This window comes from Desulfovibrio sp. SGI.102 (assembly GCF_050314315.1).
GTDB lineage: Bacteria > Desulfobacterota > Desulfovibrionia > Desulfovibrionales > Desulfovibrionaceae > Desulfovibrio.
Genome location: NZ_JBNPNC010000043.1, coordinates 1 through 24,948, shown reverse-complemented (window position 1 = coordinate 24,948; position 24,948 = coordinate 1). Strand labels below are relative to the sequence as shown.

17 protein-coding genes and 4 tRNA genes are annotated in these 24,948 nt (G+C 64.0%); 6 read left to right on the top strand and 15 right to left on the bottom strand.

Annotated elements, in window-relative coordinates:
* Positions 1-658: 658 nt before the first annotated feature.
* From ACQRCJ_RS09535 to panC, 6 genes are all read right to left on the bottom strand, one after another.
* Complete coding sequence (locus ACQRCJ_RS09535; protein ID WP_303899709.1) at positions 659-1,708, bottom strand: acyltransferase family protein; 1,050 nt, start codon at positions 1,706-1,708, stop codon at positions 659-661.
* Between the two features lie 106 nt (positions 1,709-1,814).
* Entirely contained in the window at positions 1,815-4,112 is a 2,298-nt protein-coding gene (gene recD2 / locus ACQRCJ_RS09530) for an SF1B family DNA helicase RecD2 (RefSeq protein ID WP_297138134.1), read from the bottom strand.
* Between the two features lie 102 nt (positions 4,113-4,214).
* The gene (gene aroC / locus ACQRCJ_RS09525) at positions 4,215-5,312 is read right to left on the bottom strand and encodes a chorismate synthase (RefSeq protein WP_168935339.1); all 1,098 of its coding nucleotides are present in this window, start codon (positions 5,310-5,312) and stop codon (positions 4,215-4,217) included.
* Between the two features lies 1 nt (position 5,313).
* A complete protein-coding gene (locus ACQRCJ_RS09520; RefSeq protein WP_204674167.1) occupies positions 5,314-6,714 on the bottom strand; it encodes a Na+/H+ antiporter NhaC family protein in 1,401 nt (466 codons plus the stop codon).
* A gap of 477 nt (positions 6,715-7,191) precedes the next feature.
* Entirely contained in the window at positions 7,192-8,364 is a 1,173-nt protein-coding gene (gene metK, locus ACQRCJ_RS09515) for a methionine adenosyltransferase (protein ID WP_168935341.1), read from the bottom strand.
* A gap of 154 nt (positions 8,365-8,518) precedes the next feature.
* On the bottom strand, positions 8,519-9,367 hold the full coding sequence (gene panC / locus ACQRCJ_RS09510; RefSeq protein ID WP_427799682.1) for a pantoate--beta-alanine ligase: 849 nt from the start codon (positions 9,365-9,367) through the stop codon (positions 8,519-8,521).
* Positions 9,368-9,538: 171 nt separating this feature from the next.
* Between panC and ACQRCJ_RS09505 the strand changes: the two genes are divergently transcribed.
* From ACQRCJ_RS09505 to ACQRCJ_RS09495, 3 genes are all read left to right on the top strand, one after another.
* Positions 9,539-10,123 (top strand): hypothetical protein, encoded by a 585-nt coding sequence (locus tag ACQRCJ_RS09505; protein ID WP_168935343.1) that lies wholly within the window; start codon positions 9,539-9,541, stop codon positions 10,121-10,123.
* A gap of 148 nt (positions 10,124-10,271) precedes the next feature.
* The gene (gene rimO / locus ACQRCJ_RS09500; protein ID WP_427799681.1) at positions 10,272-11,636 is read left to right on the top strand and encodes a 30S ribosomal protein S12 methylthiotransferase RimO; all 1,365 of its coding nucleotides are present in this window, start codon (positions 10,272-10,274) and stop codon (positions 11,634-11,636) included.
* Positions 11,637-11,773: 137 nt separating this feature from the next.
* Positions 11,774-14,140, top strand: coding sequence for an AMP-binding protein (locus ACQRCJ_RS09495; RefSeq protein WP_427799680.1), 2,367 nt, complete (start codon positions 11,774-11,776; stop codon positions 14,138-14,140).
* A gap of 177 nt (positions 14,141-14,317) precedes the next feature.
* Here ACQRCJ_RS09495 and ACQRCJ_RS09490 read toward each other — a convergent pair whose 3' ends face one another.
* The gene (locus tag ACQRCJ_RS09490) at positions 14,318-15,001 is read right to left on the bottom strand and encodes a metal-dependent hydrolase (protein ID WP_168935345.1); all 684 of its coding nucleotides are present in this window, start codon (positions 14,999-15,001) and stop codon (positions 14,318-14,320) included.
* A 218-nt stretch (positions 15,002-15,219) separates the two neighbouring features.
* Between ACQRCJ_RS09490 and ACQRCJ_RS09485 the strand changes: the two genes are divergently transcribed.
* Positions 15,220-15,296 (top strand) — tRNA-Arg (locus ACQRCJ_RS09485).
* 204 nt (positions 15,297-15,500) lie between these two features.
* Complete coding sequence (locus ACQRCJ_RS09480; RefSeq protein ID WP_304014676.1) at positions 15,501-16,547, top strand: HNH endonuclease; 1,047 nt, start codon at positions 15,501-15,503, stop codon at positions 16,545-16,547.
* A 152-nt stretch (positions 16,548-16,699) separates the two neighbouring features.
* Here ACQRCJ_RS09480 and ACQRCJ_RS09475 read toward each other — a convergent pair whose 3' ends face one another.
* The 5 genes from ACQRCJ_RS09475 to ACQRCJ_RS09455 form a co-directional block, all read right to left on the bottom strand.
* On the bottom strand, positions 16,700-18,910 hold the full coding sequence (locus ACQRCJ_RS09475) for a hypothetical protein (RefSeq protein WP_427799679.1): 2,211 nt from the start codon (positions 18,908-18,910) through the stop codon (positions 16,700-16,702).
* 25 nt (positions 18,911-18,935) lie between these two features.
* Entirely contained in the window at positions 18,936-19,397 is a 462-nt protein-coding gene (locus ACQRCJ_RS09470) for a CesT family type III secretion system chaperone (protein ID WP_168935347.1), read from the bottom strand.
* 166 nt (positions 19,398-19,563) lie between these two features.
* Positions 19,564-19,640: transfer RNA gene (locus tag ACQRCJ_RS09465), tRNA-Asp, on the bottom strand.
* A 79-nt stretch (positions 19,641-19,719) separates the two neighbouring features.
* Positions 19,720-19,796: transfer RNA gene (locus ACQRCJ_RS09460), tRNA-Asp, on the bottom strand.
* Positions 19,797-19,800: 4 nt separating this feature from the next.
* A tRNA-Val gene (locus ACQRCJ_RS09455) sits at positions 19,801-19,876 on the bottom strand.
* 206 nt (positions 19,877-20,082) lie between these two features.
* Between ACQRCJ_RS09455 and ACQRCJ_RS09450 the strand changes: the two genes are divergently transcribed.
* Complete coding sequence (locus ACQRCJ_RS09450) at positions 20,083-21,417, top strand: polysaccharide deacetylase family protein (RefSeq protein WP_427799678.1); 1,335 nt, start codon at positions 20,083-20,085, stop codon at positions 21,415-21,417.
* Between the two features lie 239 nt (positions 21,418-21,656).
* Here the strand turns inward: ACQRCJ_RS09450 and nspC are convergent, their stop codons facing one another.
* The 3 genes from nspC to ACQRCJ_RS09435 form a co-directional block, all read right to left on the bottom strand.
* Complete coding sequence (nspC, locus tag ACQRCJ_RS09445) at positions 21,657-22,886, bottom strand: carboxynorspermidine decarboxylase (RefSeq protein WP_427799677.1); 1,230 nt, start codon at positions 22,884-22,886, stop codon at positions 21,657-21,659.
* A gap of 153 nt (positions 22,887-23,039) precedes the next feature.
* On the bottom strand, positions 23,040-24,242 hold the full coding sequence (locus ACQRCJ_RS09440; protein ID WP_303995465.1) for a saccharopine dehydrogenase family protein: 1,203 nt from the start codon (positions 24,240-24,242) through the stop codon (positions 23,040-23,042).
* 456 nt (positions 24,243-24,698) lie between these two features.
* Positions 24,699-24,948: CGGC domain-containing protein (locus tag ACQRCJ_RS09435; RefSeq protein ID WP_427799676.1), on the bottom strand; the 250-nt coding region annotated here is incomplete at its 5' end.

The following is a 24,948-nucleotide window of genomic DNA, read 5'->3' as shown; positions in this document are numbered from 1 at the left end:
CTAGGGGGAACGCTCGCCGCATTTGCTGGGGGAAGGGAAAGCCCTCATCGCTGCTGCCGATGCCCGTAAAGCGCCTTCGTCGTTCACGGGCACGGTCTGCAGCCGCCTCCGGCCGTCGCCCGTGCGCGAGGAGCCTATTCCCCCACGCTCCCATCCTTTCCCCGGCGCGCTTTTTCAGATGAGCGCTGGACCTGCGGCAGGCCCTTCACTGGAGATATGTTCGGATGTTGTCTATCTAATTGAAATAACTTGTTTATTTTGTATTTTTCGCCCTTGGGCGGGGCGTGTTTTTGAAGGGGAGGGAGTCCTTTGCTCCGCTGCCGTCTGCCGGGACTGCGCGCAAACGGGGACGGGCCCTGCACCACCCGGAAGGCGCTGTCCGGGCGGGCGGCTTTCCACGGCTCCTTACCCGCATCTTCAGGAAGGGAGAACCCCGGCATGAGCCCGCCGCAGGGATGCGGTGACAGCTCCACAACAGGCGACCGGCGTGACACGAAACATCGATGGGGGACCATGTCCCCCTTTTTTTGTGCCTCGCCAGCGTGTTCCCTGCCGAAAAAAAGACCGGGACCGCCTTTCCGGCGGCCCCGGTCCCGTCATTGCCGGCGGCATCCTCCAGCACTGTCAGTGCTGTGCCCGCGGCAGGCTTTCCTTTGGCCTAGCCGCCGATGAGATAGCGCGAGCGTTTGCCCATGACCTTCTTGATGCCCAGGATGCAGAGGATGCAAAGAGCTATCTCCACGGTCACGGTGAGGTTGGCGATGGTGAAGACCTGTCCGGGCAGCGCGGCGCCGAGCACCTGGAACAGGGGCGCCTGGAAGATGCCCTGGAAGATGGCATGCAGGAAGAAGAGCGGGAAGCTGTAGCGGGCCAGGAAGTCCAGGGCCAGCACTTCCCTGTCCATGCCTTCCAGCAGTTCCAGCACCCAGGAGCCGATACAGAGTTTCTGCACATAGTAGGCCCCTTCGATGTTGGGCATGAAGCTGCCGAAGTAATGGTCGGCCACGATGAGCAGGGAGGTCAGCACGGCCGTCACGCGGATGGCGCTGAGGTGGCGGCGGATGAAGGCCATACAGGCGTCACGGTTGCGGGCGCAGTACACGCCCATGAGGAAGATGGGCACGAAGAAGCAGAGGTTGCGCAAGGGCGAGACCAGCAGGCGCGGCACCATCAGGGGCAGGACGGAGGCCGGGAGCAGGATCTTTTGCAGCAGCCCGGTGGGCATGTGGAAGATGAGCGGTCCGACGCTGAACACGGTCATGATGAAGGGGATGTACCAGTAGGGCACCAGACTGGCCGACCCGTAGGCCAGACAGCGCAGGACGTCCCACAGGGAGGCCACGGGCGTGCCGTCGTTGATGAAGGGGATGTCGTAGCCGAACCAGTGGTGGGAGATCCAGCCCGCGGCCAGCAGGAGCAGCGACAGGATGAAGTAGGGACAGAAGACGTTGACGATCTTGGACTTGTAGAAGCGCAGGGGGGAGAACTGGCCTTTCCTGCGGTTCACGAAGTCGAACAGATAGCCGGAGATGAAGACGAAGTAGATGGTGGCGGAGTGGAAAAGACACAGCCGCAGGCTGTCCTGGAGCTTGGCGGCGTCCTCGCTGCCCGCGAGGACGGGGCCCACCCACATGTGGGTGAGCATGACGGAGACGATGGCGAAGGCCCTGAAATAGTGGAAGGTCAGGTCATAATTTTTTGGCGTCATGCAGTACCTTTGATCCGGCCGGTCATCCGGCGCAGGAGTGGCGAAATTCCTTACTTTGCAGATAAGGATTATTGCCTCCTAAACCGGATGGCGGGCTATGTCAGGGCTATGTCAACGGTTGCAGACGCAGGGCAAGGCGGGTGTGGCGGGTGCGGGTCTTGTTGTTCTTGACGGCCATGTGCAGGGCGCGGCTCTCGCCCACCAGCACCACCAGCTTTTTGCCGCGCGTGACGCCGGTATAGACCAGGTTGCGCTGCAGCAGCACGTAATGCTGCATCATCAGCGGGATGACCACGGCAGGGTATTCCGAGCCCTGCGATTTGTGGATGGAGATGGCGTAGGCGGGCGTCAGTTCGTCTAGCTCCTCGAAGTCATAGGGCACCACGCGGTCGTCGTAGCGCACGCTCAGGGTCCGCTCCTTGCTGTCCAGAAAGACGATGCGGCCCACGTCGCCGTTGAAGACGTCCTTGTCGTAGTTGTTGCGGATCTGCATGACCTTGTCGTGCAGGCGGAAGCTGCGTTCGCCGCGCCGCACTTCCAGCCCGTTGGGGTTGAGGCTGGCCTGCAGGCGCAGATTGAGCTGCGCCGCGCCCACGGCGCCCTTGTGCATGGGCGTGAGCACCTGGATGTCGTTGACCGGGTCCAGGCCGAAGCGGCGCGGGATGTGGTTGCGCACCAGATCCACCACCATGTCGGCGGCGCGTTCCGGGTCGTTCTGGTGGATGAAATAGAAATCCGAGAGCCTGTCCTTGCTGGATTCCAGCGAGGGCACCTGCCCCTTGTTGATGAGGTGGGCGTTGCAGATGATCTCGCTTTCCGCCGACTGGCGGAAGATCTCGGTCAGCTCCACCACGGGCACCGCCCCGGAGGCGATGATGTCGGCCAGCACGTTGCCCGGCCCCACGGAGGGCAGCTGGTGCACGTCGCCCACCAGCACCACGGTGGCGCCCATGGGCACGGCCTTGAGCAGGTGGTAGAAGAGCAGGGTGTCCATCATGGAGGCCTCGTCCACCACCAGCAGGCCGCAGGCCAGCGGATTGTCCTCGTTGCGGGCAAAGCCGTCCTCCTGCGGGCTGTATTCCAGCAGGCGGTGGATGGTGCGGGCCTCGCGGCCCGAGGTCTCGCTCATGCGCTTGGCGGCGCGGCCCGTGGGCGCGGCCAGCAGGATCTTGGCCTTGACCTCGGCGAACAGGCGGATGATGGCGTTGATGATGGTGGTCTTGCCCGTGCCGGGGCCGCCGGTGAGCACCATGACCTTGCTGCGCGCCGCGGTGCGCACGGCCTCCAGCTGTTCCGGGGCCAGGCTGATGGACAGGGACTCCGTGACCTTTTCCACCAGGGCGTCGGGCTCGGCGAAACGCACGGCCTTGGGCGAGTGCAGCAGGCGGTGCAGATAGAAGGCCGTCTTGGATTCGTAATGATGGTAGCGGCGCAGGTAGACGGCCACTTCCGGCGCTTCCGCCTCCTCGCCGTCCTCGCGGAAGACAGCGGGCAGGCGCCCGGGCAGCTCGTCCAGGCTCTCGCGCACCACGCGCTCTTCCTGCTCCAGGGCCAGCACGGCCTGCCGGGCCAGGTCGCGATCCACGGCCAGCTGCTGGCAGGCCTGATCCAGCAGCTCCTCCTCGGGAAGGAAGACGTTGCCGTCGTCCGTGGCCTTCTGCAGCACATAAAGCAGCCCGGCCTGGATGCGCAGGGGATGATCCTCGGCAAAGCCCAGCTTGCGGGCCGCGGCGTCGGCCGTCACGAAGCCGATGCCCCGGATGTCCATGGCCAGACGGTAGGGGTTCTCGCGCACCACGTTGAGGGCCTCGCCGCCGTAGGCGCGGTAGATGCGCACGGCATAGGCGGGCGTGATGCCGTGGGGCTGCAAAAAGAGCAGCAGGTCGCGGATGCCCCGGTGCTCGGCCCAGCTTTCCTTGATCTTCTCGAAACTCTTCTTGCCCACGCCCTTGATCTTGAGCAGGCGTTCGGGCTCTTCGTCCAGCACGCGGATGGTGTCCGTGCCGAAGGCCGCCACGATGCGCCCGGCCATCTCCTCGCCCACGCCCTTGATGAGGCCCGAGGCCAGGTACAGGCGGATGCCCTCGCTGGTGGCGGGCAGCATCTCCTCGGCCATGTCGAAGGCCAGCTGGCGGCCGAAACGCGCGTTGTTGACCCAGCGGCCGCTGACCTGCAACTGGACGCCCACCTGCGGGTTGACCATGTGGCCCACGCAGGTCACGGGATCGCGGCTCACCGTGCGGCTGGGCGCGCCCTTGACCTTGGCCTCCACGGGCAGGGCCCTGTCGGGCAGCAGGCGCAGCACGGTATAGCCGTTCTCTTCGTTGTGGAAGACCACACGTTCCAGCGTGCCGGTGAGCTCCACGGCATCGGGATCGCGCAGCAGGGGAAGATCGTCAGACATGGCAGACCAGGAGAGCGGTTTTTGGAGGGATGGGGGAGTTCGAGGGGAAGGGAGACCTTTTTACCGCAGGAAAAAGGGCCCCTTCCCCCTCAACAAACACTGCTAAAACCAGTCCACGCCGTCGGGCACGGGCAGGACGGCCATGCGCTCCTGCAGCAGCAGGGCGTCGGCCAGCACCAGAGCGGTCATGGCCGTGAGCACGGGCACGATGCGCGGGATGGCCGCAAGGTCGTGACGGCCGCCGATGAGCACGCTGGCGGGCTGGTCGTGGACGTCGATGGTCTGCTGTTCCTGCGCGATGGAGGCGATGGGTTTGACGCCCACGCGCAGCACGATGTCCTGGCCGCTGGAGATGCCGCCCAGGATGCCACCCGCATGGTTGCTGGCAAAGCGGCCGCCGGGCAGCATGGGATCGTTGTTCTGCGAGCCGGTGAGGCGCGCGGCGGCAAAGCCCTCGCCCACTTCCACGGCCTTGACCGCGCCCACGCCCATGAGGGCGTAGGCCAGCCGGGCGTCCAGCTTGTCGAAGCAGGGCTCGCCCAGACCGGCGGGCACGTTGCGGGCCACCACCTGCACCACGCCGCCCAGGGTGTCCCCGGCGGCACGGGCCGCGGCGACGCGCTCTTCCCAGAGCGGGACCACGCTGTCGGCGGCGGCGAAGAAGGGACGGCTCAGGGCCGCGTCCGGATCGCACGCTTCGGGGGGAACGGCGATGCCGCCCAGCTCCACGGCCCCGGCCACGATCCGGATGCCGCGCGTGGCCAGCAGCTTTTTGGCGATGGCCCCGGCCGCCACACGGGCCACGGTCTCGCGCCCGGAGGAGCGGCCGCCGCCGCGGTAGTCGCGGATGCCGTGGAACTTTTTGAAGAAGCCCCAGTCCGCGTGCCCGGGCCGGAAGACCTGGGCCAGATTGCCGTAATCGCGGGAGCGCTGGTCCTCGTTGGCGATGTGGAAAGCGATGGGCGTGCCGGTGGTCAGGCCCTGGAACACGCCGGAAAGGATGCGGACGGTATCGGATTCCTTGCGTTTGGTGGCCGTGGCGCCCTGTCCGGGCTTGCGCAGGTCCAGCTCGCGCTGCAGGTCTTCCTCGCTCAGGGGCAGGCCTGCGGGGCAGCCGTCCAGCACGCCGCCCAGACCGGGCCCATGGGATTCGCCGTACGAGGTGAGGCGCAGGATGCGCCCAAAGGAATTGCCTGCCATATCACGCCTCCGTGCTGCGGGCCTTGATGCGGGGCAGGCCCAGGATGATGGCCAGGATGCCGGCCACGGCCAGCAGCATGCAGTACCAGTTGTTGATGGTGATCTCCAGCGGCGAGATCTTGGCCAGGGAACCGGCCAGCAGCAGCTGGGCGGCCCAGGGGATCAGGCCCTGGAAGACACAGGAAAAGATGTCCAGAAGGCTGGCGCTGCGGCGCGGGTCGATGCCGTTCTTGAGGGCGATCTCGCGGGCCAGGCCGCCGGTGAGGATGATGGCCACGGTGTTGTTGGCCGTGCAGATGTCGGCCAGGCTGGCCAGCAGGGCGATGCAGGATTCCCCCACCCGCGAGGAGCCCTTGCCGCCGCTTTTCCCGGCCAGGCGCCGGGCCAGGCCGTCCACGCGGGCCAGCAGCCAGGCGATGCCGCCGTGGTAGCGGATGAGCTCGCCCAGGCCGCCGATGAGCATGGACAGGACCATGATCTCGTTCATGCCGGTGAAGCCCTTGTAGATGTCCTGCCCCCAGCGGAGCAGGCTGTAGGGCACGATCTGGCCGTCCGCGCCGGGGATGCCGCAGAACAGGCCTACCAGACCGCTGAGCAGAATGCCCGTGGCCAGGACGATGAAGGCGTTGAGCCCGGTCAGGGCCAGCACCAGCACGGCGATGTAGGGCAGGACGCGGATCAGCTCGAAGTCGTGCAGGGTCACTTCGGTACCGCCCGAGGCCGAGAACCAGAGCAGGGCCACGGTGAGCAGGGCGGCGGGCAGGACGATGAGGAAGTTCATGCGGAACTTGTCGCCCATCTCGCAGCCCTGGGTGCGGGTGGCGGCGATGGTGGTGTCCGAGATCATGGACAGGTTGTCGCCGAACATGGCCCCGCCCAGCACCACGCCCATGAGCACGGGCACTTCGATGCTTGTCTGGGCGGCCACGCCCAGGGCGATGGGCGTGATGGCGGCCACGGTGCCCATGCTGGTGCCCATGGCCGTGGACACGAAGGCGCCGATGAGGAACAGGCCGGGCAGGATGAAGGCCGGCGGCACCAGCGAAAGGCCGAAGTTCACCGTGGCATCCACGCTGCCGATGGCCGTGGCCGTGGCGGCAAAACCGCCCGCCAGCAGGTAGATCATGCACATGGTGATGATGTTGATCTCGCCCACACCGGTGAGGAAGATGGTGATCTTTTTGGACAGGCGGGCCCGGCCCTGCATCAGGGCCAGAGCGATGGCGGGCAGGATGGCCACCGTGGCGGAGAGCTGGTAGAAGGCCATGTCCACACCGGCCAGGCTCAGGCTGACGCCCGTACCGATGAAGATGAGCAAAAAGAGCAGCAGGGGCAGGATGGCGGCAAAGGAGGCCGGCGCCTCCTGCTGTTCCTGCGGGGCCGTGTAGGTTTGCGGGTTCATGATGCCTCGGCACGCGGAAAGGTGGATGGGATGGCGGCAGGCCCGCGGGCCCCGCCGGTCTTGCGGGTCAGTGGCTGTGCCGCGCGCCGGGCGCGGCGGCGGATGTCACGGCATCCGTAATCACTCAATGTACTTAATCCGCACAGGGCTTGCAAGTTGCAGGCCGGACGCGAGCGCCCGGGGGGAGCCCGGTATCCTGGCCGGGGCGGGTGCCCTGCGGCATGGCAGCGGCCGAAGGCGGAGCCGGTACGAGGTCTGACGCATCCCGGCCCTGCAGGAGGATCGGCAGGGGAGCCCGCAAACGCCGGTGCCCGCTGTCGGTGGCGAGGATGCCGGGGAGGGGCCGCTCCCTCTCCTTTGCGGTCATCGTGGCGGCCGCCTGCGGGAATGGCCGTCCGCGGGGAGGGCGGGAGCCGGGCGGCGGATACAAAAAAGGCCGGGGAAAGCCCCGGCCTTCAACAGGATCAGTCGTGCGGGCTAGACCTTGGCGGCGGTGCGCAGGTCGGCCACGGCGTCGGTCTTTTCCCAGGTGAACTCGGGCAGCTCGCGGCCGAAGTGGCCGTAGCAGGAGGTCTTGGAGTAGATGGGACGCTTGAGGTCCAGACGCTTGGTGATGAAGTAGGGGCGCATGTCGAAGACTTCACGCACGGCCTTGGTCAGCACTTCGTCGGGGATCTCGCTGGTGCCCTGGGAGGAGACCAGCACGCTCACCGGATCGGCCACGCCGATGCAGTAGGCGATCTGGACTTCGCACACCGGGGCCAGACCGGCGGCCACCACGTTCTTGGCGATGTAGCGGCCCATGTAGGCGCCGGAGCGGTCCACCTTGGAGGGGTCCTTGCCGGAGAAGGCGCCGCCGCCGTGATGGCCGCTGCCGCCGTAGGTGTCCTGGATGATCTTGCGGCCGGTGAGGCCGCAGTCGCCCATGGGACCGCCCACCACGAAACGGCCGGTGGTGTTGATGAAGATCTCGCAGTCCTTTTCATCGAAGTAGCCGGAGGGCTCCAGCACGGGGCGGATCACGTGCTTCTTCACGGCTTCGATGATGTCGGCCTGGGAGGCGGAAGCGGCGTGCTGGGTGGAGACCACCACGTTGTTGATGCGCACGGGCTTGCCGTCCAGGTATTCGAAGGAGACCTGGGTCTTGCCGTCAGGACGGAAGAAGGGCACGGTGCCGTCCTTGCGCACCTTGGTCAGCTGCTGGGAGAGCTGGTGGGCCCAGAAGATGGGGGCGGGCATGAGGGTGGGGGTCTCGTTGCAGGCAAAGCCGAACATCATGCCCTGGTCACCGGCGCCCTGGTCTTCGGGAGCGGCGCGCAGCACGCCCTGGGCGATGTCGGGGGACTGGTGGTCGATGGAGGAGATCACGGCGCAGGTGTCGGCGTCGAAGCCCATGTCGGAGCTGGTGTAGCCGATCTCGCGGATGGTCTCGCGCACCACGTGGGGCAGGTCGGCATAGCCTGTGGTGGTGATCTCGCCGGCGATGACCGCCATGCCGGTGGTCACCAGGGTCTCGCAGGCCACGTGGGCGTTGGGGTCCTGGGCCAGCAGGGTGTCCAGGACGGCGTCGGAGATCTGGTCCGCCACCTTGTCGGGATGGCCTTCGGTCACGGACTCGGAGGTGAAGAAATATTTGCCCTTGGTTTGCATTGGTCTGTTCTCCATGGTTCAGTATGGCCCGCGGCCGTTGCCGGACCGCAGGTCGCCTGCACCGCCCGTGCGGGCGGCCGGGCAGGCATGGGGAAGCCGGGCCGGGACATCAGCCCCGGTCCGGCCCCTGCCGAAAAAACATATGGCCTGTCCGCTAGTCCCTGAGCAGGATATTGTCGATCAGGCGGGCCTTGCCCATGCGGATGGCACAGGCCATGAGGGCCGGGCCATCCACGGTGTCCAGCGGCTCCATGGACACGGGGTCCACCACGCTGAGGTAGTCCAGACGGCCCAGGGTCAGGTGGTCCGCCCAGGTGCAGAGGGCGGCCTCACGCAGGATCTTGGCGTGGGTCTGTCCCTTCTGGGCCATGTCGCGGGCCAGCTGCAGGCCGCGATGGATCCAGGGGGCCTGGCGGCGTTCTTCCTCGGTGAGGTAGACGTTGCGGGAGGAGAGGGCCAGGCCGTCTTCCTCTCGCACGATGGGACAGGTCTCGATGCGCACCGGCACGTTGAGGTCGCGCACCATGCGGCGCAGGATGGCCTGCTGCTGCCAGTCCTTCTGGCCGAAGACGGCCACGTCGGCCTGGGTGATCATGAACAGCTTCAGCACCACCGTGCAGACACCGCGAAAATGGGTCGGCCGGCTCAGGCCGCACATGATGCGGGAAAGGTCCGGCACTTCCACCCAGGTGGCGTGGTCTTCCGCATACATGGACGCGGGTTCGGGGATGAAGATGGCGTCCGCGCCGTGGGCGGCGGCGATCTGCGTATCGCGCTCGATGTCGCGCGGATAGGCGGAAAGGTCTTCATTGGGGCCGAACTGGGTGGGGTTGACGAAAAGGCTGACCACAAGACGCTTGGCAAGGCCGCGGCCCTGGTCCATGAGCGCCTCGTGACCGGCATGGTAATAGCCCATGGTGGGCACAAGGGCGATGTCCTCGCCGGCCGCGCGCCAGGAGCGGCACTGGGCCGCCAGATCTTGGGGATTGGTGAATATCTGCATATCAAGGTATGGTGATATAGTTAGTGGGGATTCCCTTATACCTGCTGCGGCAGGCCTTGTAAAGCCGCAAAAGCCCCGCAGCCGGGCCGGGGAGAAAAAACTTCTGTGCTGTCCGGCGTTTCCGGTTGCCTTGCCTGTGGGGAACAGGCATAACAGCATGCGGAGGTTCGTATGCTCAAACCTTTTTTCCAGGGGAAACTGGATACGTTTTGTGCCATCTATGCCGTGCTCAACGCCCTGCGCCTGACCCACGGCATCCAGACGCTCAAGGCGCGCGACATCCTCAACGAGACCCTGCTTTCCCTGGCCGGGAAGCCCGGTGCCCTGCGGGCCGTGCTGGAGCAGGACACGGACTACATGCAGCTGGTGGACGACATGATCCAGGCCCGCCAGCAGCGCTACCCCCTGCTGGTGGAAAAGCCCTTTGCCGAAGGCGAGGCCGTTTCGCCCGACGCCCTGTGGGAAGCCTGCCGCGAGTGGCTGGCACCGGGCGAGGGCCGCTGCATCCTGTTCCGCTTTTTGCGGCATTTGACGCCCGAGACGCCGCCCATGAACCGGCACTGGACCTGCGCCGACCGCATGGACGGGGACCTGCTGCATCTTTTCGACTGCAGCCACGAGGACGAAGCCGTGACGTTGATCCCGCGCGAGAGCTTCGTGACCCGCAGCGCCGACGTGCAGCGGGAACGCCTGCTGGTCATCCAGCCCAACAGTCTGCGCTTCCTGGCCCTGCCGTGGCGCGTCCACGCCTTCTAGCCTGACATCTTCCCGTTCTGCCCCGTTCCTGCGGGGCGGTCCCGCACGGCGGCGCCTCTGCCGCCGGACACAGCCTATCCCGTTGCCTGCGCAACCATATCGCGCAATTTGTGATGACAAAAAAAACAGAGACGGATAGGCTATCTCCATGACTGTCCATTCCTTTTCTTCCGCAGCCGGAGCGGCCGCGCCCCTGACGCGCGCCCGTGTGTCCGGCTCTTTGCCGGTGTGGTCCCTGAGCCTGGGCTGTCCCAAGAACCGTGTGGATACCGAGCATCTGCTGGGCTCGCTGGGCATGCCCGTGCACAGCGTGGAACACATGAGCCGGGCACGTCTGGTCTTCATCAATACCTGCGGCTTCATCGAGCCTGCCGTACGCGAGTCCATCCGCTCCATCCTCGATGCCGTGGAGCGTCTGGGCCGCTGCAAGCGCCGCCCCCTGCTGGCCGTGGCCGGCTGTATGGTGGGGCGCTACGGCGTCAAGGATCTGGCCGCCGACCTGCCCGAGGTGGACCTGTGGCTGCCCACCGACGAGCTGGAAAACTGGCCCGCCATGGTGCGCGAGGCCCTGGGCCTGCCCGCGGCTCCCGCCGCGCCGGGCCGCCTGCTCTCCACGGGCCCGTCCTATGCCTGGCTCAAGGTGGGCGAAGGCTGCCGCCACAAGTGCGCCTTCTGCACCATCCCGTCCATCCGGGGCCCGCTGCGCTCCGTGCCTGCGGCCGACCTGCGCGAGGAGGCCCGCAGCCTGCTGGCCGGCGGGGTGCGCGAACTGGTCCTGGTGGCCCAGGACCTGACCTCGTGGGGCAGTGACTTCGACACGCCCCAAAGCCTGCCCCACCTGCTGGACGAGCTGCTGCCCCTGGACCGCCTGACCTGGCTGCGCCTGCTCTACCTTTATCCCAGCGGCGTTACGCCCGAACTGCTGCGCTACATGCGCGAGGCCGGGCCGCGGCTGCTGCCGTACTTCGACATCCCCTTGCAGCACGCCCATCCCGAGGTGCTGACCCGCATGGGCCGCCCCTTCGCCAATGATCCCCGCCGCGTGGTGGACCGCGTGCGCGAGGCCCTGCCCGAGGCCGCCCTGCGCACCACCTTCATCGTGGGCTATCCCGGCGAGACCGAGGAGCATTTCCAGACCCTGTGTCGCTTTGTGGAAGAGACGCGCTTCCGCCATCTGGGCGTCTTCGCCTATCAGGCCGAAGAAGGCACGCCCGCGGCGGCCATGCCCGACCAGGTGCCCATGGAAGTGCGCGAGGAACGCCGCGCCACGCTCATGGAGATCCAGGCCGAGATCAGCGAGCGGCAGTTGCAGGAAGCGGTGGGCCAGACCATGCCGGTGCTGGTGGATGCGCCGCATGACGAATGGCCGGGCCTGCATGTGGGCCGTGTCTGGTTCCAGGCGCCCGAGGTGGACGGCATCACCTACGTGAGCGGCCTGGGCGTGGCCCCCGGCGCGCTGGTGCAGGGCGACATCGTGGAGAGCAGCACCTACGACCTGACCGCCCTGGCCTGATCCTTTTCTCGATAGTGTTCGACAGGGGCGCTTCGGCGCCCCTCCTGATGACGGCCCCCGGTCTCCGGGCCGGGGGATGACAACGCGTGTGCCGTGAGGCCGCGCCCAACCCTTGCAGCATGCATCTGGAGCAGCGCATGACTACCCCTTCGCAGACGGAAACGGCCCGCCCCCTGGACGGCGCCATGGAAAATATCCTGGACGACGGTCAACGCCCCGGCTGGTGGCGGCATTTTGCGGGTCACGAGGACACGGAATGCGTCATCCGGCCCATGCATCTGGCCTCGTTGCTGGACAGGGCCGCCAGGACGCACGGCAACCGTCTGGCCATCCGTTTCCAGAATTTCCAGATGACCTACAGCCGTCTGCACGAAGCGGCGGAACGCTTTGCCGAGGCCCTGCGCCTGCGCGGCGTCAAGCCCGGCCAGCGGGTGGCCGTCATGCTGCCCAACATCCCGCAGACCGTCATCGCTTTCTGGGGCATCATGAAGGCCGGGGCCGTGGCCGTGATGACCAACCCGCTCTATATGGAAAAGGAGCTGCTGCATCATTTTAATGATGCCGGGGCCGAGGTGCTGGTGACCCTGGACCTGCTCTGGGCCAAGCTGGAGCCCCTGCGCGACCGCCTGCCCCTGCGCCTGACCGTGGTCACGAACATCTCGGACGGTCTGGCCTTCCCGCTCAACTGGCTGTATCGCATCAAGGCCCGCCGTCAGGGCCAGGTGCCGCAGGTGCCCTACGGGCAGGAAGTGCTGCGCTGGAAAGATTTCATCAAGGTTCGCGGCCGCTTCAGCGTGCCCACCGACGAGGACCCCGGTGACGCCCTGGCCCTGCTCCAGTACACGGGCGGCACCTCCGGCCAGCCCAAGGGCGCCATGCTGGGCCATGCCTGCATCTCGGCCCAGATGCAGCAGCTGCTGGCCATCCTCCATATAGACTGGGAAAACTGCAAGCCCATGTCCTTCCTGAGCATCATGCCTTTCTTTCACGTCTTCGGCCTGGTGGGCAACATCATCCTGCCCACGGCCCTGGCGGCCACCACCATCCCGGTGCCGCGCTACACGCCCGCCGACCTGCTGCGGACCATCGCCCGCTTCCGTCCCACCTTCTTCGTGGGCGCGCCTTCGGTCTACATGTCGCTCATGCAGCAGAAGGACATCAAGAAATACGACCTCACTTGTATCGAGATCTGCGTCTCCGGTTCGGCGCCGTTCCCCACCGAGGCCCTGCGCCGCTGGGTGAGCATGACCCACGCCAGCATCACCGAAGGTTTCGGCCTGACCGAGGCCTCGCCCTGCGTCACGGCCAACCCGCTGGACGGCCCGCAGAAGGAAGGCTCCATCGGCGTGGCCTTCCCGCATACCGAGATCCGCATCGTGGACATCAACGACAGCAACCATGTCCTGGGCCCCAATGAGGAGGGCGAGATGCTGGTGCGCGGCCCGCAGGTCATGCAGGGCTACTGGAACCGTCCCGAAGAGACGGCCGTCACCCTGACCGACGGCTGGCTGCATACCGGCGACATCGCCTACTACGACGAAGAAGGCTACTACTACATCGTGGACCGCAAGAAGGATCTGGTCATCGTGGGCGGTTACAACGTTTACCCCCGCGAAGTGGACGAGGTCCTGTACGAGCACCCCAAAGTAGCCGAGGCCGTGGCCGTGGGCGTCAAGCATCCCACCCGCGGTGAAGTGCTCAAGGCCTATGTGGTGCCCCGTCCCGGCGAGACCCTGACCACGGCCGAGCTGACGGCCCATTGCCGGGCGCGTCTGGCCAATTACAAGGTGCCCAAGTTCTTCGAGTTCCGCGAGGAACTGCCCAAGAGCCTCATCGGCAAGGTGCTGCGCCGCATCCTGCGTGACGAGGAGGCCGCGCGCGTGGCCCAGGGACAGGGGGACGAGGACCGTCTGCTGCCCACGCCGGACCAGCCCGCGGCCGCGCCCACCCGTGCCCAGGCCCTGGGCCAGCAGGCGGGCGAGCTTCTGGACGAGGCCCGGGAAAAGATGGACTCCCTGCGCGGCCAGGCCGGAGAGATGATGGAGGAAGCCCGTCAGAAAGCCGGTGAGCTGCGCCGCCAGAGCGGCGAAGTGGTGGGCGAGGCCCGCCAGAAGGCCGGGGAACTGCTGGACGAAGCTCGTGGCAAGGCCGGCGAGATGATGGAAGAAGCGCGCCAGAAAGCTGGCGAACTGCGTCGCCAGAGCGGCGAGATGGTGGATAAGGCCCGCGGCAAGGCGGGCGAACTGGGCCAGCAGGCGGGCGAGCTTCTGGACGAGGCCCGGGAAAAGATGGGCTCCCTGCGCGGCCAGGCCGGAGAGATGATGGAGGAAGCCCGTCATAAGGCCGAAGAGCTGCGCCGCCAGAGCGGTGAAGTGGTGGACGGTGCCCGCCAGAAGGCCGGGGAACTGCTGCAGGAAGCTCGCGGCAAAGCCGGTGAGCTGGGCCAGCAGGCGGGCGAGCTGCTGGACAAGGCCCGCGGCAAGAGCGACGACGAGAAAAAGTAAAAAGCGATATGTCCGGGTGGGGCCGATATCCTGTTTAAGGGATTGCCCGACTCCCGTTTTTTGGAAAAAGCGAAAAGCCCTTCCTGCCATGGCAGGAAGGGCTTTTTTACTGATGGGTCGGGAAGCGTTTGGAGGAGGAGACATCGCTGATGCGCGGGATGGCTCCCCCACAAAACGCTAGATCTGCACGGACTGGCCGGGCAGCAGGTCGATGCAGGTACAGCCGGGAGCCACGCGGGCCAGTTCGGCCTTGAAGGCTTCCGTATCCTGGGCCAGCACCGGGAAGGTGCCCCAGTGCATGGGGATGACCTGTTTGCAGCCCAGCAGCTTGCAGGCCAGGGCCGCCTGGCGGGCGTCCATGGTGAAGACGCCGCCCATGGGCAGCAGGGCCACGTCGATGGGGTAGAGGCGGCCCCACAGTTCCATGCCCGCGAAGATGCAGGTATCGCCCGCATGGTAGATGTGCTTGCCGTCAGGCGTGCGGATGATGTAGCCCGCCGGGGAGCCCGACTCGCTGGAGTGATACGCCTGGGTCATGGTGAATTCGAAGCCCGCGTGGGCCACGGTACCGCCCATGTTGAAGCCGATGTAGTTGAGCAGCTGGGCCGAGGGCACACCGGCGGCCTCCAGCTTCTGGGCCGTGCCCACGATGGCGCCCAGCATGGCGCCGGTGTTCTTGCAGATGGCCACGGCATCGCCCACATGGTCGGCATGGTCATGGGTGACCAGCACCACGTCCACCGGGCCGATGGTCTCGGCCGTGGTACCGGAAGCGGGCGTCAGGAAGGGGTCCACGACGACATGCTTGTCGTCACAACTGATATTGAAGGCCGAATGGCCGTACCAGAGGATCTGGCTCATGATCGTTCTCCTTGTTGGGGGCGCCCCAAAACGGGGAAAGAAAGTATAGCGCAAGACTAGGAGACTGTCACGAAAAGGAGCAGGCCTGCCGTGATGCCGGGCGGCGTCGCGCCCGGAAGAGGGGCACGGCCCATTTTCGGTACTGGGGCGGGTGAGCCCCGAAGCTGGCGGGGGCAGGGCTTGACAGCGGCACGCCCTTTGCCTAGAAAGACACGTGTGCGCCCGTAGCTCAGTCGGATAGAGCGTTGGCCTCCGGAGCCAAAGGCCGTGCGTTCGAATCGCGCCGGGCGCGCCACAGATTTCAAGGACTTGCAGCAATTAGTTGTAAGTCCTTTTTTATTTCATTGTATTATTCCACGAATAGTCCTGAAAAATCTGCTTTAAGGCAAAACTTTTTTCTCAATGCAGGTACAGCTTTAGATACTACCCCTTGAAAGAAAACAGTTTTTATCTTAATCATAGATATTAATTATAAATATACTTCTGAGGGGATGCTATCTTGGCTAGAAGAAAAAATATTTTGACAGAATTTTTGGCTGATTTAATTTCTATTTGTATATTTCTATTGCCTATAGGTCTTATATTAAAATTTGTTACAGATAACTCTGAGATTTTTAGCAATATAGCATTTCTAGTTGCGTTGGCGATTGCGCTAATTATATTGTTGTTTGTTATATATTATGTATACTCGTCAATATACTTTATAAGTAAAAGATTTATACAAATAAAAAATAGTGTTTCTCAATATATACAAGATTGGAATAATCTTAACAAATACATAGATGGATTAAAGGCTAATCAATTTGGTCTAAATCAACTAAAACACGGAACGGCAAGCCTTGAAGATAATAGTAAGTGGAAATATAGCCGTAAAGAACTGGAGAACATGCAATACGCCCCCAATATTTGTTACTGTTCGCGCGCGGTTTGTAGTAGTGCGAGCAAAGAACCTTTTAAATATGTTTGTAAATATTTCAAAATAATTCCTTCTGCTGATACTTTAGAAAAAGCAGAAGCCATGCTGAACAACTTTGAGGCTGTTAATGAAGGAAAACAATATCTTGTAGATAAGAAGAATAGTATTTATAGGAGTATTGAGAAGGATATTCCTTTTTTCATTCGTAAATTTAGTAAAAGAAAACTTAATAAAGAGCTTGGATTTGAGCATGCTAACTTGCATAACGTATACTATCCAACATATATATTTAAATATATTTCATCTGGCGGAAATGCTAGTATGCAGTGTAAAATAGTTTTAGACATTACTAGTTTAAATGAATTTATTGTTTATCTTTCAAATATTGTAAAGTTTAAGAAAAGTGTTGCTGGGCAGCGTGCTTTAATGACTAGTAAATTGAGATGTTACATTCTTGAGCGAGATAACTATACATGCAAGTTATGTGGAAATTCAACTAAACTTGAGCCAAATCTACTACTTGAAATTGACCATATAATTCCTATTTCAAAAGGAGGAATGACAGAATTAAACAATTTACAAACACTCTGCTGGCGATGTAACAGAGCAAAAGGTGCTAAAGTCCATTAATAACAAATATTGCTTCGTTAATAGCCAGTTTTTTCTAGCCAGAACGGCAAAGGCCCACCAGCAAAAGCCGATGGGCCTTTTTCATGCCTCTACAGAGGAATGTCTGCCAAATCTAGATCGTGGCACTCCTTTGCGATCTTGGTTGACCGCGGCTAATCCTGCTGGGTGTTGAACAGCACGTCGAGATCCTCGATGCGGAATTGCAGCGGTTCCCGGCCATTGGGCAGCAGGAAGGAGGCTCTCGCGTTGATGCCGGAGGAGGCACGGGGGCCCATCTCCGCATCGATCTTCTGGAAGCAGAATTCGATATTGACGTGATACGAGCCGTCAGAGTGCCGGATGATCTCGATGGGCAGGCTGTTGGCGAGGGGCCGGGACTGGAGGGCAGCGATGCGCATGGTCTCGTTGGCGGTGGCCGGGTCGGCCATGAGGAGCATCAGGATATCGGCGCCGCTGGCCTGATGCAGCGGGCTGCAGATGCGTCCGGCCTCTTCGGCAGAGGGGAACATGGCGATGAGGGCGTCCAGCTCCCGTTCCATCTGTTGCGGCTCATGGGTAAATCTCCCGCCGCCGAACTTGTGCCCGTTGATGGTGATGCCGTTCCGGGCGAAGTCCTTGAGGAACTGGTCCGAGAAGTAGTTGCACTTGCGGATGAGTTCGGGAGAGGCCAGATCCTCTCTGGACAGGGCGGTGGCCCCGTTGCCCGGAGGGGTGGACAGGACGGTGGCATTGAGGCCGTCCTGCATCTTTTGCCGGGCGGCGGCCATGTCGAAGGCCTGACCTTCGGGCAGGGTCAGGCCCAGGCCCTGGGGCACGAACCGGCGCGCCTCGGCCATGCGCATCTGGCCAAGACCGGGAGCCCGGTCGAGGATGTCATAGAATTCGTCGCTTTCCGTAGCCTGGGCCAGGGTATCCAGGACGTTCATGAGCAGGAGTTCGTTGCGGGAACGCAGGCCTTCGTCGGCCTCCTGGGCAAGGTCACGGCGCAGGACATGCAGGGGGGAGCCCCCGCCCAGGGCACGGCGGGCCGCGTAGTCGGCGTCCATACGGGCAGCGACGCGGGCGGCCAGCTCCGGCGGGACGGGCTGCTTTGCCCGTTCGAGCTGCTGGAAAAGCTTCCGTTCGTCCTTGCTCAGGGGCTCCAGATTGCCGAGGCCCAGCATCCTGCATGCGGCGCGGGCCGTCAGGATGCGGATCAGGCCGGCTTCCGGCCCGCCCTCGATGCCGGGACGCAGCATGCCGTCCGGCTGTGTGGTGGCGGCGTGCATGGTCTGGGCATAGGTATCGAAGTCCCTCTTCAGTCCGGCGGGGGTGGCCTCGGCCAGCGTCAGGGTGCGCAGGAACTGGCCCGTATCCAGTACGGCGTCGCATATGGCCTGCGCCATGGCCGCGTTCACGGGCTTGGGAGAGTGCAGGATCTCGTCCTGCAGGATGCGCTTGGCCTCCCGGGGCATGGCCCGGGCGTGTTCCACCGTGTCCAGGGCCGCCACGAAATTGTTGATGACGTTCTCGGCCGCCGTGGTGGCTTCCGCCAGTGTGGGCTGGTGCATGTTGTTGCTGTCGTTCAGGCAGCGGGCGACGAGCTTGTCATGGATGGTCTGGACCAGGACATCGCGGGTGGCGGGACTGATGTCGCCAACGATGCCCCTGGCCTGCATGGCGGCCCCCAGACGGGCCATGAAGCCGTGGGGGCCTTCGCCGCTGACCTGCTCCGCCATGGCCGCGATGCCGGCCTTGGCTTCCCTCAGGGTCAGCATGCGGGCGCTCTCGCCAAGGGCGTCCAGGCTTTCGGCCGCTGTCAGCGAATGGTCGGCGCGCCGGGCCCTGGCTTCCAGATCGCGCAGGACGGTGTCCCGATAACCCCGGAGCTGTTCCGCCGTGGCCGGAGGCAGGCCGAAGCGCTGCCGCCGCGTGGCCGTCTGCGTTTCCAGATCCGAGGGCGAGCCGTCGGCATGGGGGGCGCAGAGCTTCTGGAACTGGTCCCGGATATTGATGAGCCGGGTCTCCAGACGGGCCTGGTCTTCCGTCGTCTTGATACGGATGACGTCCTGCAGCACCCGGGCCGCGTCACGTCCGCTCAAGGGACGACCGGCAGCCAGCTTGCTTTCCAGGCTCTTTCGGGCGATGTCCGCGAAGCGGTCGCCCAGATCGTCGGTCTGCCGGATGGTATTGATGATCCCGGTCATGACGTCACGGTTGGCCTGGGCTGCCGTGTCGCTGTGGCGCGAGCGTATCCAGCTGGCGATGCGGCCTCCCAGTGAGGAGGTGGTGGGGACGGTATGTCCCTGGCGATCGATCCCCAGATGTTCCTTGCCGAACGCGCCCAGCCGTTGGGCGATGATGTTCAGGTCATTGATCTTCATGGCGAATCCTTTATGGCAGCAGCGTTCAGATCTTCAGCATGCCGTCGTTCCAGCCCGCTTCCGCGGCGGCCTGGGGCGTGGCGGCCTGTTCCCGCAGTTGCGCGATGGAAGCGCGCAGCGATTCCACCGTATCCACATGACGGCCCACCTGGCGGTCGAGGATGGCCTCGTCCAGATGTTCCAGCGGCAGGCGGCGGGTATAGGTCACGGCGTCGAGCAGGGGCTCGATACCCAGTATCCCGCCGTCCGTGCCCCTGAAAAAGCTGTCCAGTTCCAGCAGCAGGCCATAGAGCGCCAGCTTGTCGGCATCGCTTTCCGGCAGGCCGCACACCCGGCTGTACAGGTACAGGGCGTCACCGTTTTCAGCGCATTCCAGGGTGACTGTCACGTCGTCGAACTGGAGCGTGCAAACGCCGTTCTCGGTCTCAAGGCCGTCTATGCCGATAGCGGCACCAAATTTTGCAATGATATTGGCAGTGGGATGCATAGGCCTCTCCTTTTTGTTACTGGTATAGCAAAAGGTAGACCAAGAGGATCGCCCCTGTCCACGCATGGTGGCTGGGGCAGACAGGGCGGAAGGTGGGAATGGGGCAGTGCGGAGTGGCGGGAACAAAAAAAGCGCCCTGCATGTGCAGGGCGCCTTCGCGTGATTATGGCGGAGCGGAAGGGACTCGAACCCTCGGCCTCCGGCGTGACAGGCCGGCGTTATAACCGTCTTAACTACCGCTCCAAATATGGAGTCGGGAAAATATCCCGTATTGTTCTCAAAAAAAGCGCACCGTTTGCACAGTGCGCTTTTCTCGCAATTATGGCGGAGCGGAAGGGACTCGAACCCTCGGCCTCCGGCGTGACAGGCCGGCGTTATAACCGTCTTAACTACCGCTCCGTAGTGGTGGACAGTACAGGACTTGAACCTGTGACCCCCGCCGTGTGAAGGCGGTGCTCTACCAACTGAGCTAACTGTCCGTCGTTGTCCTCTCGAACAAGAGTGTTTGTACGGGAAACACCCCTCGGGGTCAAGAAAAAAATTGAAAAATTTGAAAAAAGTTTAATTTCATTTGTAATTAGCTGGAATAAAAGGATAAAAATTGATATTCGTTCCTGATAAATAACCTTGCAGTCCCGGAGGGCCGGTGTTAGGTAGAAAAACACTTCAGTTCAGGGTGGAAAAGATGATGTTTTCCCGTTTCCGGCAGGGCCGCAGGGCCGTGACCGGCAAAGATCGTGATGCGCGTTTCCCGTCGCGCATGGGCATGGGGCTGCTGCTGGCGGCCCTGCTTTTGTTGCCGGGCTGTGCCCAGGCCGTCCCGGACAGCGGCACGCCGCTGCGCGTCTCCGCCACTGCCCGGAAGCTCTCCGGCCCTCTGGAGCCTGCCTCCCTCTCGGCGCTGGTAATGAATGATGCCAGTGTCCGCCAGTGCCGGGTCTACGATGGTGTGCGCATCATCGCGCAGCCCATGCAGGAGAACCTCTGCGCCCTGAGCTTCGATGACGGCCCTTCGGCCAATACGCCGCAGATTCTCGACATCCTGGCCGCGCACAACATCCCGGCCACGTTCTTCGTGCTGGGGCGGAACGCCGAGCGCCATCCCGACCTCGTGCAGCGCATCCATGACGAAGGTCACGAGATCGGCATCCATACCTATTCCCATCCCAATCTGCGCCATCTCAACCTGGCGGCCCAGAGCGAGCAGATCGGCAGGGTGCAGCGCTTTTTGCGCTCCCTGGGCATCGAGGCCCGCTTCCTGCGCCCGCCGTACGGTTCGTTCAATGACATCACCCTGAAAGCTGCCGAGCAGATGGACCTCAAGGTCGTGCTCTGGTCGCTGGACAGCGAGGACTGGCGGGGCGTGCGCGAGGATTACGCCGCTCTGGTCAACACGCGGGGCCAGCGTTACGTCAACAACGATCTGCGCGGCATCTTCCTTTTCCACGATACGGTGCACGGCACGCTGGAGAACCTGCCGCGCATCATCGCGCAGCTGCAGGCCGGGGGCTGTCAGCGTTTCGTGACGGTCAGCGATTTTCTGGACGGCAGCCTGGACCCCGAACCGCCTTTGCTCATGGCCCGGCGCACCCGGCAGCCTTTGCCTGACGGCCGCGAGCTCATGCCGCCGGAGAGTTTCCCCGATGTGCAGCTGGCCGGACAGGAAACGGGCCGCAGTGGCTTCGAGGCCGCCCAGCGAGCCTCCTCCACGCGGGATACCAGCCTGATCTGGGCCGCGGGCAGCACGCCGGTGCCCATGGCGCGCAGCAGCAGCCCCCGCTGGGGCAAGGCCGCGGAACAGGCCCGTGAGCAGCAGGCCCGTCGCCTGGAGCGGCTGGAACAGGAGCGGCAGGCCGCAACGGCCCGGACGCAGGCGCAGCCGGCAGGGCCCGTGCATGCCGTGCGCGGCACCGTGACGCCCCAGCGCGATTTCGGTACCAGCGCCGGTGAGGTCTATCCCGGCAGCCGTCCCGTGAGCTCCGTCGAGGATCTGGCCCCGGCCACGTCCGTGCAGCAGTAAAATATGAGGGGAGGGTCCGTGTCCCTGCTGTCGCCAGTAACGCTTCTTTGTCGCTGACGGGCACGGCCTGAGGCCGCCTTCGGTCGCTGCCGATACGAGAAGGGCCCCTTTCTCCCTATGTCCCCTTCCCTGGTGTGTTCCATCCAGGGAACAGCTGGCAGGGATGCAAGCAAACAGCCCCCGCATGATGTCATGCGGGGGCTGTTTGCGTTCAGGAAAAGGCCTGTGGTCTCGATGTCCTAGGACAGACGGGTCTTGAAGTCCTCGTAGCCGAAGCGGCGCACCAGACGGAAACGGGCCGTGGCGGCCGGGTCGGCGGCGTCGAGGTCGGCGGCCAGGCTGCCGATGGACGGCAGGCGCAGGCCGTTGAAGGTGGTGGTCTTGACCATGCTGTAGATGGCCATGTCGGTGAAGATCAGGCGGTCACCGGCCTTGAGGGGCGCGGCGAAGCTGTATTCGCCGATGACGTCCCCGGCCAGGCAGGACTTGCCCGCCAGGCGGCAGGTCCAGGCCTTTTCGCCGTTTTCGCCCGCCAGGCGCAGCTCGCCGTCTTCCGGGGCCAGCAGGTTGGGGCGGTAGGGCATCTCCAGCACGTCGGGCATGTGGCAGGAGGCCGAGGTGTCCAGGATGGCGATGGGCATGTCGGCCTGCACCACGTCCAGCACCGTGGCCACCAGCCAGCCCGCATTGAGGGCCACGGCCTCGCCGGGCTCCAGATAGATCTGCGCGCCGTAGTTCTGCTGCATGCGCGTGATGCAGCGGCAGAGGCGGTCCAGGTCGTAGCCTTCGCGGGTGATGTGATGGCCGCCGCCGAAATTGATCCACTTGCACTGGGCCAGCTGCTTGCCGAAACGGGCCTCCACGGCATCCAGGGTGCGTTCCAGCGCGTCGGAGCCCTGTTCGCACAGGGTATGGAAATGCAGACCGGAGATGCCTTCCGGCAGCGTTTCGGGCAGCTGGTACGGCCGGATGCCCAGACGGGAGCCCGGGGAGCAGGGATTGTAGATGGCCACGGCGCCTTCGGAATGTTCGGGATTGATGCGCAGGCCGCAGCTGATCTCGCGGCCGTTGTCCCGGCACCAGGCCCGGACCTTGGGGCCGAAGCGTTCCCACTGGGCCAGGGAGTTGAAGACCAGGTGATCCACCAGCGGCAGCAGCTCGTCCAGCTCTTCTTCCGTCCAGCCCGCGGCAAAGGCGTGCACTTCGCCGCCGAATTCTTCGCGGCCCAGGCGTGCTTCATCCACGGAGCTGGCGCAGGTGCCCCACAGGGGGCCGTGGCCTTTGGCGCGGGAGAGCAGGGAAAAGCTGTCCCAGGCGGCAAAGCCCTTGAGGGCCAGCAGGATCTTGGCGCCGGTGCGCTGCTGCACGCTGTCCAGGATGGCCGCATTGGCCGCCAGACGGGCTTCGTCCAGCACGAAGCAGGGCGAGGGGACGGTACGGGGATCCAGCAGGGGCAGGAGATGCTTCATGTTTTGGTCTTTTGCAAGGGTTGGGGTGAAGAAAGGGCTGCCGTCCGGGGCCTGGCCGCAGGGGCGGCGGGTCTGTTCCCGGGCCGGAGCGCAACGGGGGAAGGAGCCCGCGGGCCCCTTCCCCCTGAAACAGCGTTGCCGGCGCGAAAGGGACTAGTCTTTCACTTCCACGCACTGCCACGGCAGGCCGTAGGCGTTGAGGTCGGCCATGAAGGGGTCGGGGTCGAACTGTTCCATGTTCCACACACCGGGCTTGAGCCACTGGCCGGAGACCATCATCTTGGCACCGATCATGGCGGGCACGCCGGTGGTGTAGGAGATGGCCTGGGAGCCCACTTCGGCGTAGCAGGCTTCATGGTCGCAGATGTTGTAGATGTAGACGGTCTTTTCCTTGCCGTCCTTGATGCCGCGCATGACGTTGCCGATGCAGGTCTTGCCCTTGGTCAGCGGGCCCAGGGAGGCGGGGTCGGGCAGCAGGGCGCGCAGGAACTGGATGGGCACGATGTCCTGGCCCTGGAAGCGCACGGGATCGATGCGGGTCATGCCCACATTGCCCAGCACCTTGAGGTGGTTCAGGTAGTTTTCCGAGAAGGTCATCCAGAAGCGGGCGCGCTTCAGGCCCTTGAGGTTCTGCACCAGGGATTCCAGTTCCTCGTGGTACATGAGGAAGCACTTCTTGGGGCCGATGCCGTCGGGGAAGTCGTAGGTCATGGACCAGGACAGGGGATCGGTCTCCACCCATTCGCCGCGTTCCCAGTAGCGGCCGCGGGCGGTCACTTCGCGGATGTTGATCTCGGGGTTGAAGTTGGTGGCGAAGGGCTGGCCGTGGTCACCGGCGTTGCAGTCGATGATGTCCAGCACATGCACTTCGTCCAGCTCGTGCTTCATGACCCAGGCCGAGAAGACGTTGGTGACGCCGGGGTCGAAACCGGAGCCCAGCAGGGCGGTGAGGCCGGCCTGCTTGAAGCGCTCCTGGTAGGCCCACTGCCATTTGTATTCGAACTTGGCGGTATCCAGGGGCTCGTAGTTGGCCGTATCCAGATAATGCACGCCGCATTCCAGGCAGGCGTCCATGATGTGCAGGTCCTGATAGGGCAGGGCGATGTTCAGCACGGTGTGGGGCTTCACCTGACGGATGAGGGCGCAGAGCTCGGGCACGTTGTCGGCATCCACCTGGGCGGTGGCGATGTCGACGCCCAGACGGGCTTTGACCGAGCGGGCGATCTCGTCACACCGGGAAAGCGTACGGCTGGCAAGAGTGATCTTGCCGAAGGCCCCTTCTGTGGCCAACTGGGCGCACTTGTGCGCCACCACGCTTCCCACGCCACCGGCGCCGATGATCAGAATATCCGCCATGACTTCTCCTTTTGAATCCGTTTTGTCCGTGATTGATGATGAAATGCGGCCCGCCGGAACAGGCGGTCATCCCCTCCATAGCCCACAGCGGCGGGAAGGTAAAGGGCGGGGGGAGGGCCCGGCCGCGCCGCCTTGGCCTTCCCGATCCTTACGGGTCCGCCCGGGCTGGGGACATCCTTGCTGCGCGCCGGGGACCGGGGACATGCCATGCCCAGCATGCCTGCTTTGTGTGACCGCCGGTCGTCATGAAGGTGACGGGCCGGCGACGGGAGAGGAAGATGTGCTGCCCGTGCCTCCGGCGGACGGTAGCGTACCGTGCCGGGGCCATGGCCCATGACGGTCTCCCGTCAGGACGAGGCATGGCAGGAAGCCGCCCTGCATGGCCCGGGAGCGTACGCGCCGGAAAGGGGCAGTGCGGGAGGGGATTCCCCTCCCGCTCCTATCTCATGCGTATCCCTAGTGCGTGTGATCCAGCACGGGCACGCCGTCGCCCAGTTTTTTGCGGATGGCGGCGATCATGGTCTCGTGGTGCGGGCAGGGGAAGCTGATGGGGTTGCCCTTGCAGATGCAGGAGGCCAGGGCAACGGCTTCGGCGCCGCGATCCACCAGCATCCTGGCGCGGGCCACGGCCCGCTTGCCGGGACAGCCGCCGCAGGAGACGAAGCCGATGACCTCGCAGGGGCCCAGTTCCTCGAAAGCGCCCTTT

Coding starts and splice junctions, on each gene's coding strand:
- ACQRCJ_RS09470 (WP_168935347.1), bottom strand. CDS start 19,397: ATGCATCCCACTGCCAATATCATTGCAAAATTTGGTGCCGCTATCGGC.
- ACQRCJ_RS09535 (WP_303899709.1), bottom strand. CDS start 1,708: ATGACGCCAAAAAATTATGACCTGACCTTCCACTATTTCAGGGCCTTC.
- nspC (WP_427799677.1), bottom strand. CDS start 22,886: ATGAAGCATCTCCTGCCCCTGCTGGATCCCCGTACCGTCCCCTCGCCC.
- ACQRCJ_RS09450 (WP_427799678.1), top strand. CDS start 20,083: ATGATGTTTTCCCGTTTCCGGCAGGGCCGCAGGGCCGTGACCGGCAAA.
- ACQRCJ_RS09505 (WP_168935343.1), top strand. CDS start 9,539: ATGCTCAAACCTTTTTTCCAGGGGAAACTGGATACGTTTTGTGCCATC.
- ACQRCJ_RS09520 (WP_204674167.1), bottom strand. CDS start 6,714: ATGAACCCGCAAACCTACACGGCCCCGCAGGAACAGCAGGAGGCGCCG.
- metK (WP_168935341.1), bottom strand. CDS start 8,364: ATGCAAACCAAGGGCAAATATTTCTTCACCTCCGAGTCCGTGACCGAA.
- ACQRCJ_RS09490 (WP_168935345.1), bottom strand. CDS start 15,001: ATGAGCCAGATCCTCTGGTACGGCCATTCGGCCTTCAATATCAGTTGT.
- ACQRCJ_RS09495 (WP_427799680.1), top strand. CDS start 11,774: ATGACTACCCCTTCGCAGACGGAAACGGCCCGCCCCCTGGACGGCGCC.
- ACQRCJ_RS09440 (WP_303995465.1), bottom strand. CDS start 24,242: ATGGCGGATATTCTGATCATCGGCGCCGGTGGCGTGGGAAGCGTGGTG.
- aroC (WP_168935339.1), bottom strand. CDS start 5,312: ATGGCAGGCAATTCCTTTGGGCGCATCCTGCGCCTCACCTCGTACGGC.
- recD2 (WP_297138134.1), bottom strand. CDS start 4,112: ATGTCTGACGATCTTCCCCTGCTGCGCGATCCCGATGCCGTGGAGCTC.
- panC (WP_427799682.1), bottom strand. CDS start 9,367: ATGCAGATATTCACCAATCCCCAAGATCTGGCGGCCCAGTGCCGCTCC.
- rimO (WP_427799681.1), top strand. CDS start 10,272: ATGACTGTCCATTCCTTTTCTTCCGCAGCCGGAGCGGCCGCGCCCCTG.
- ACQRCJ_RS09475 (WP_427799679.1), bottom strand. CDS start 18,910: ATGAAGATCAATGACCTGAACATCATCGCCCAACGGCTGGGCGCGTTC.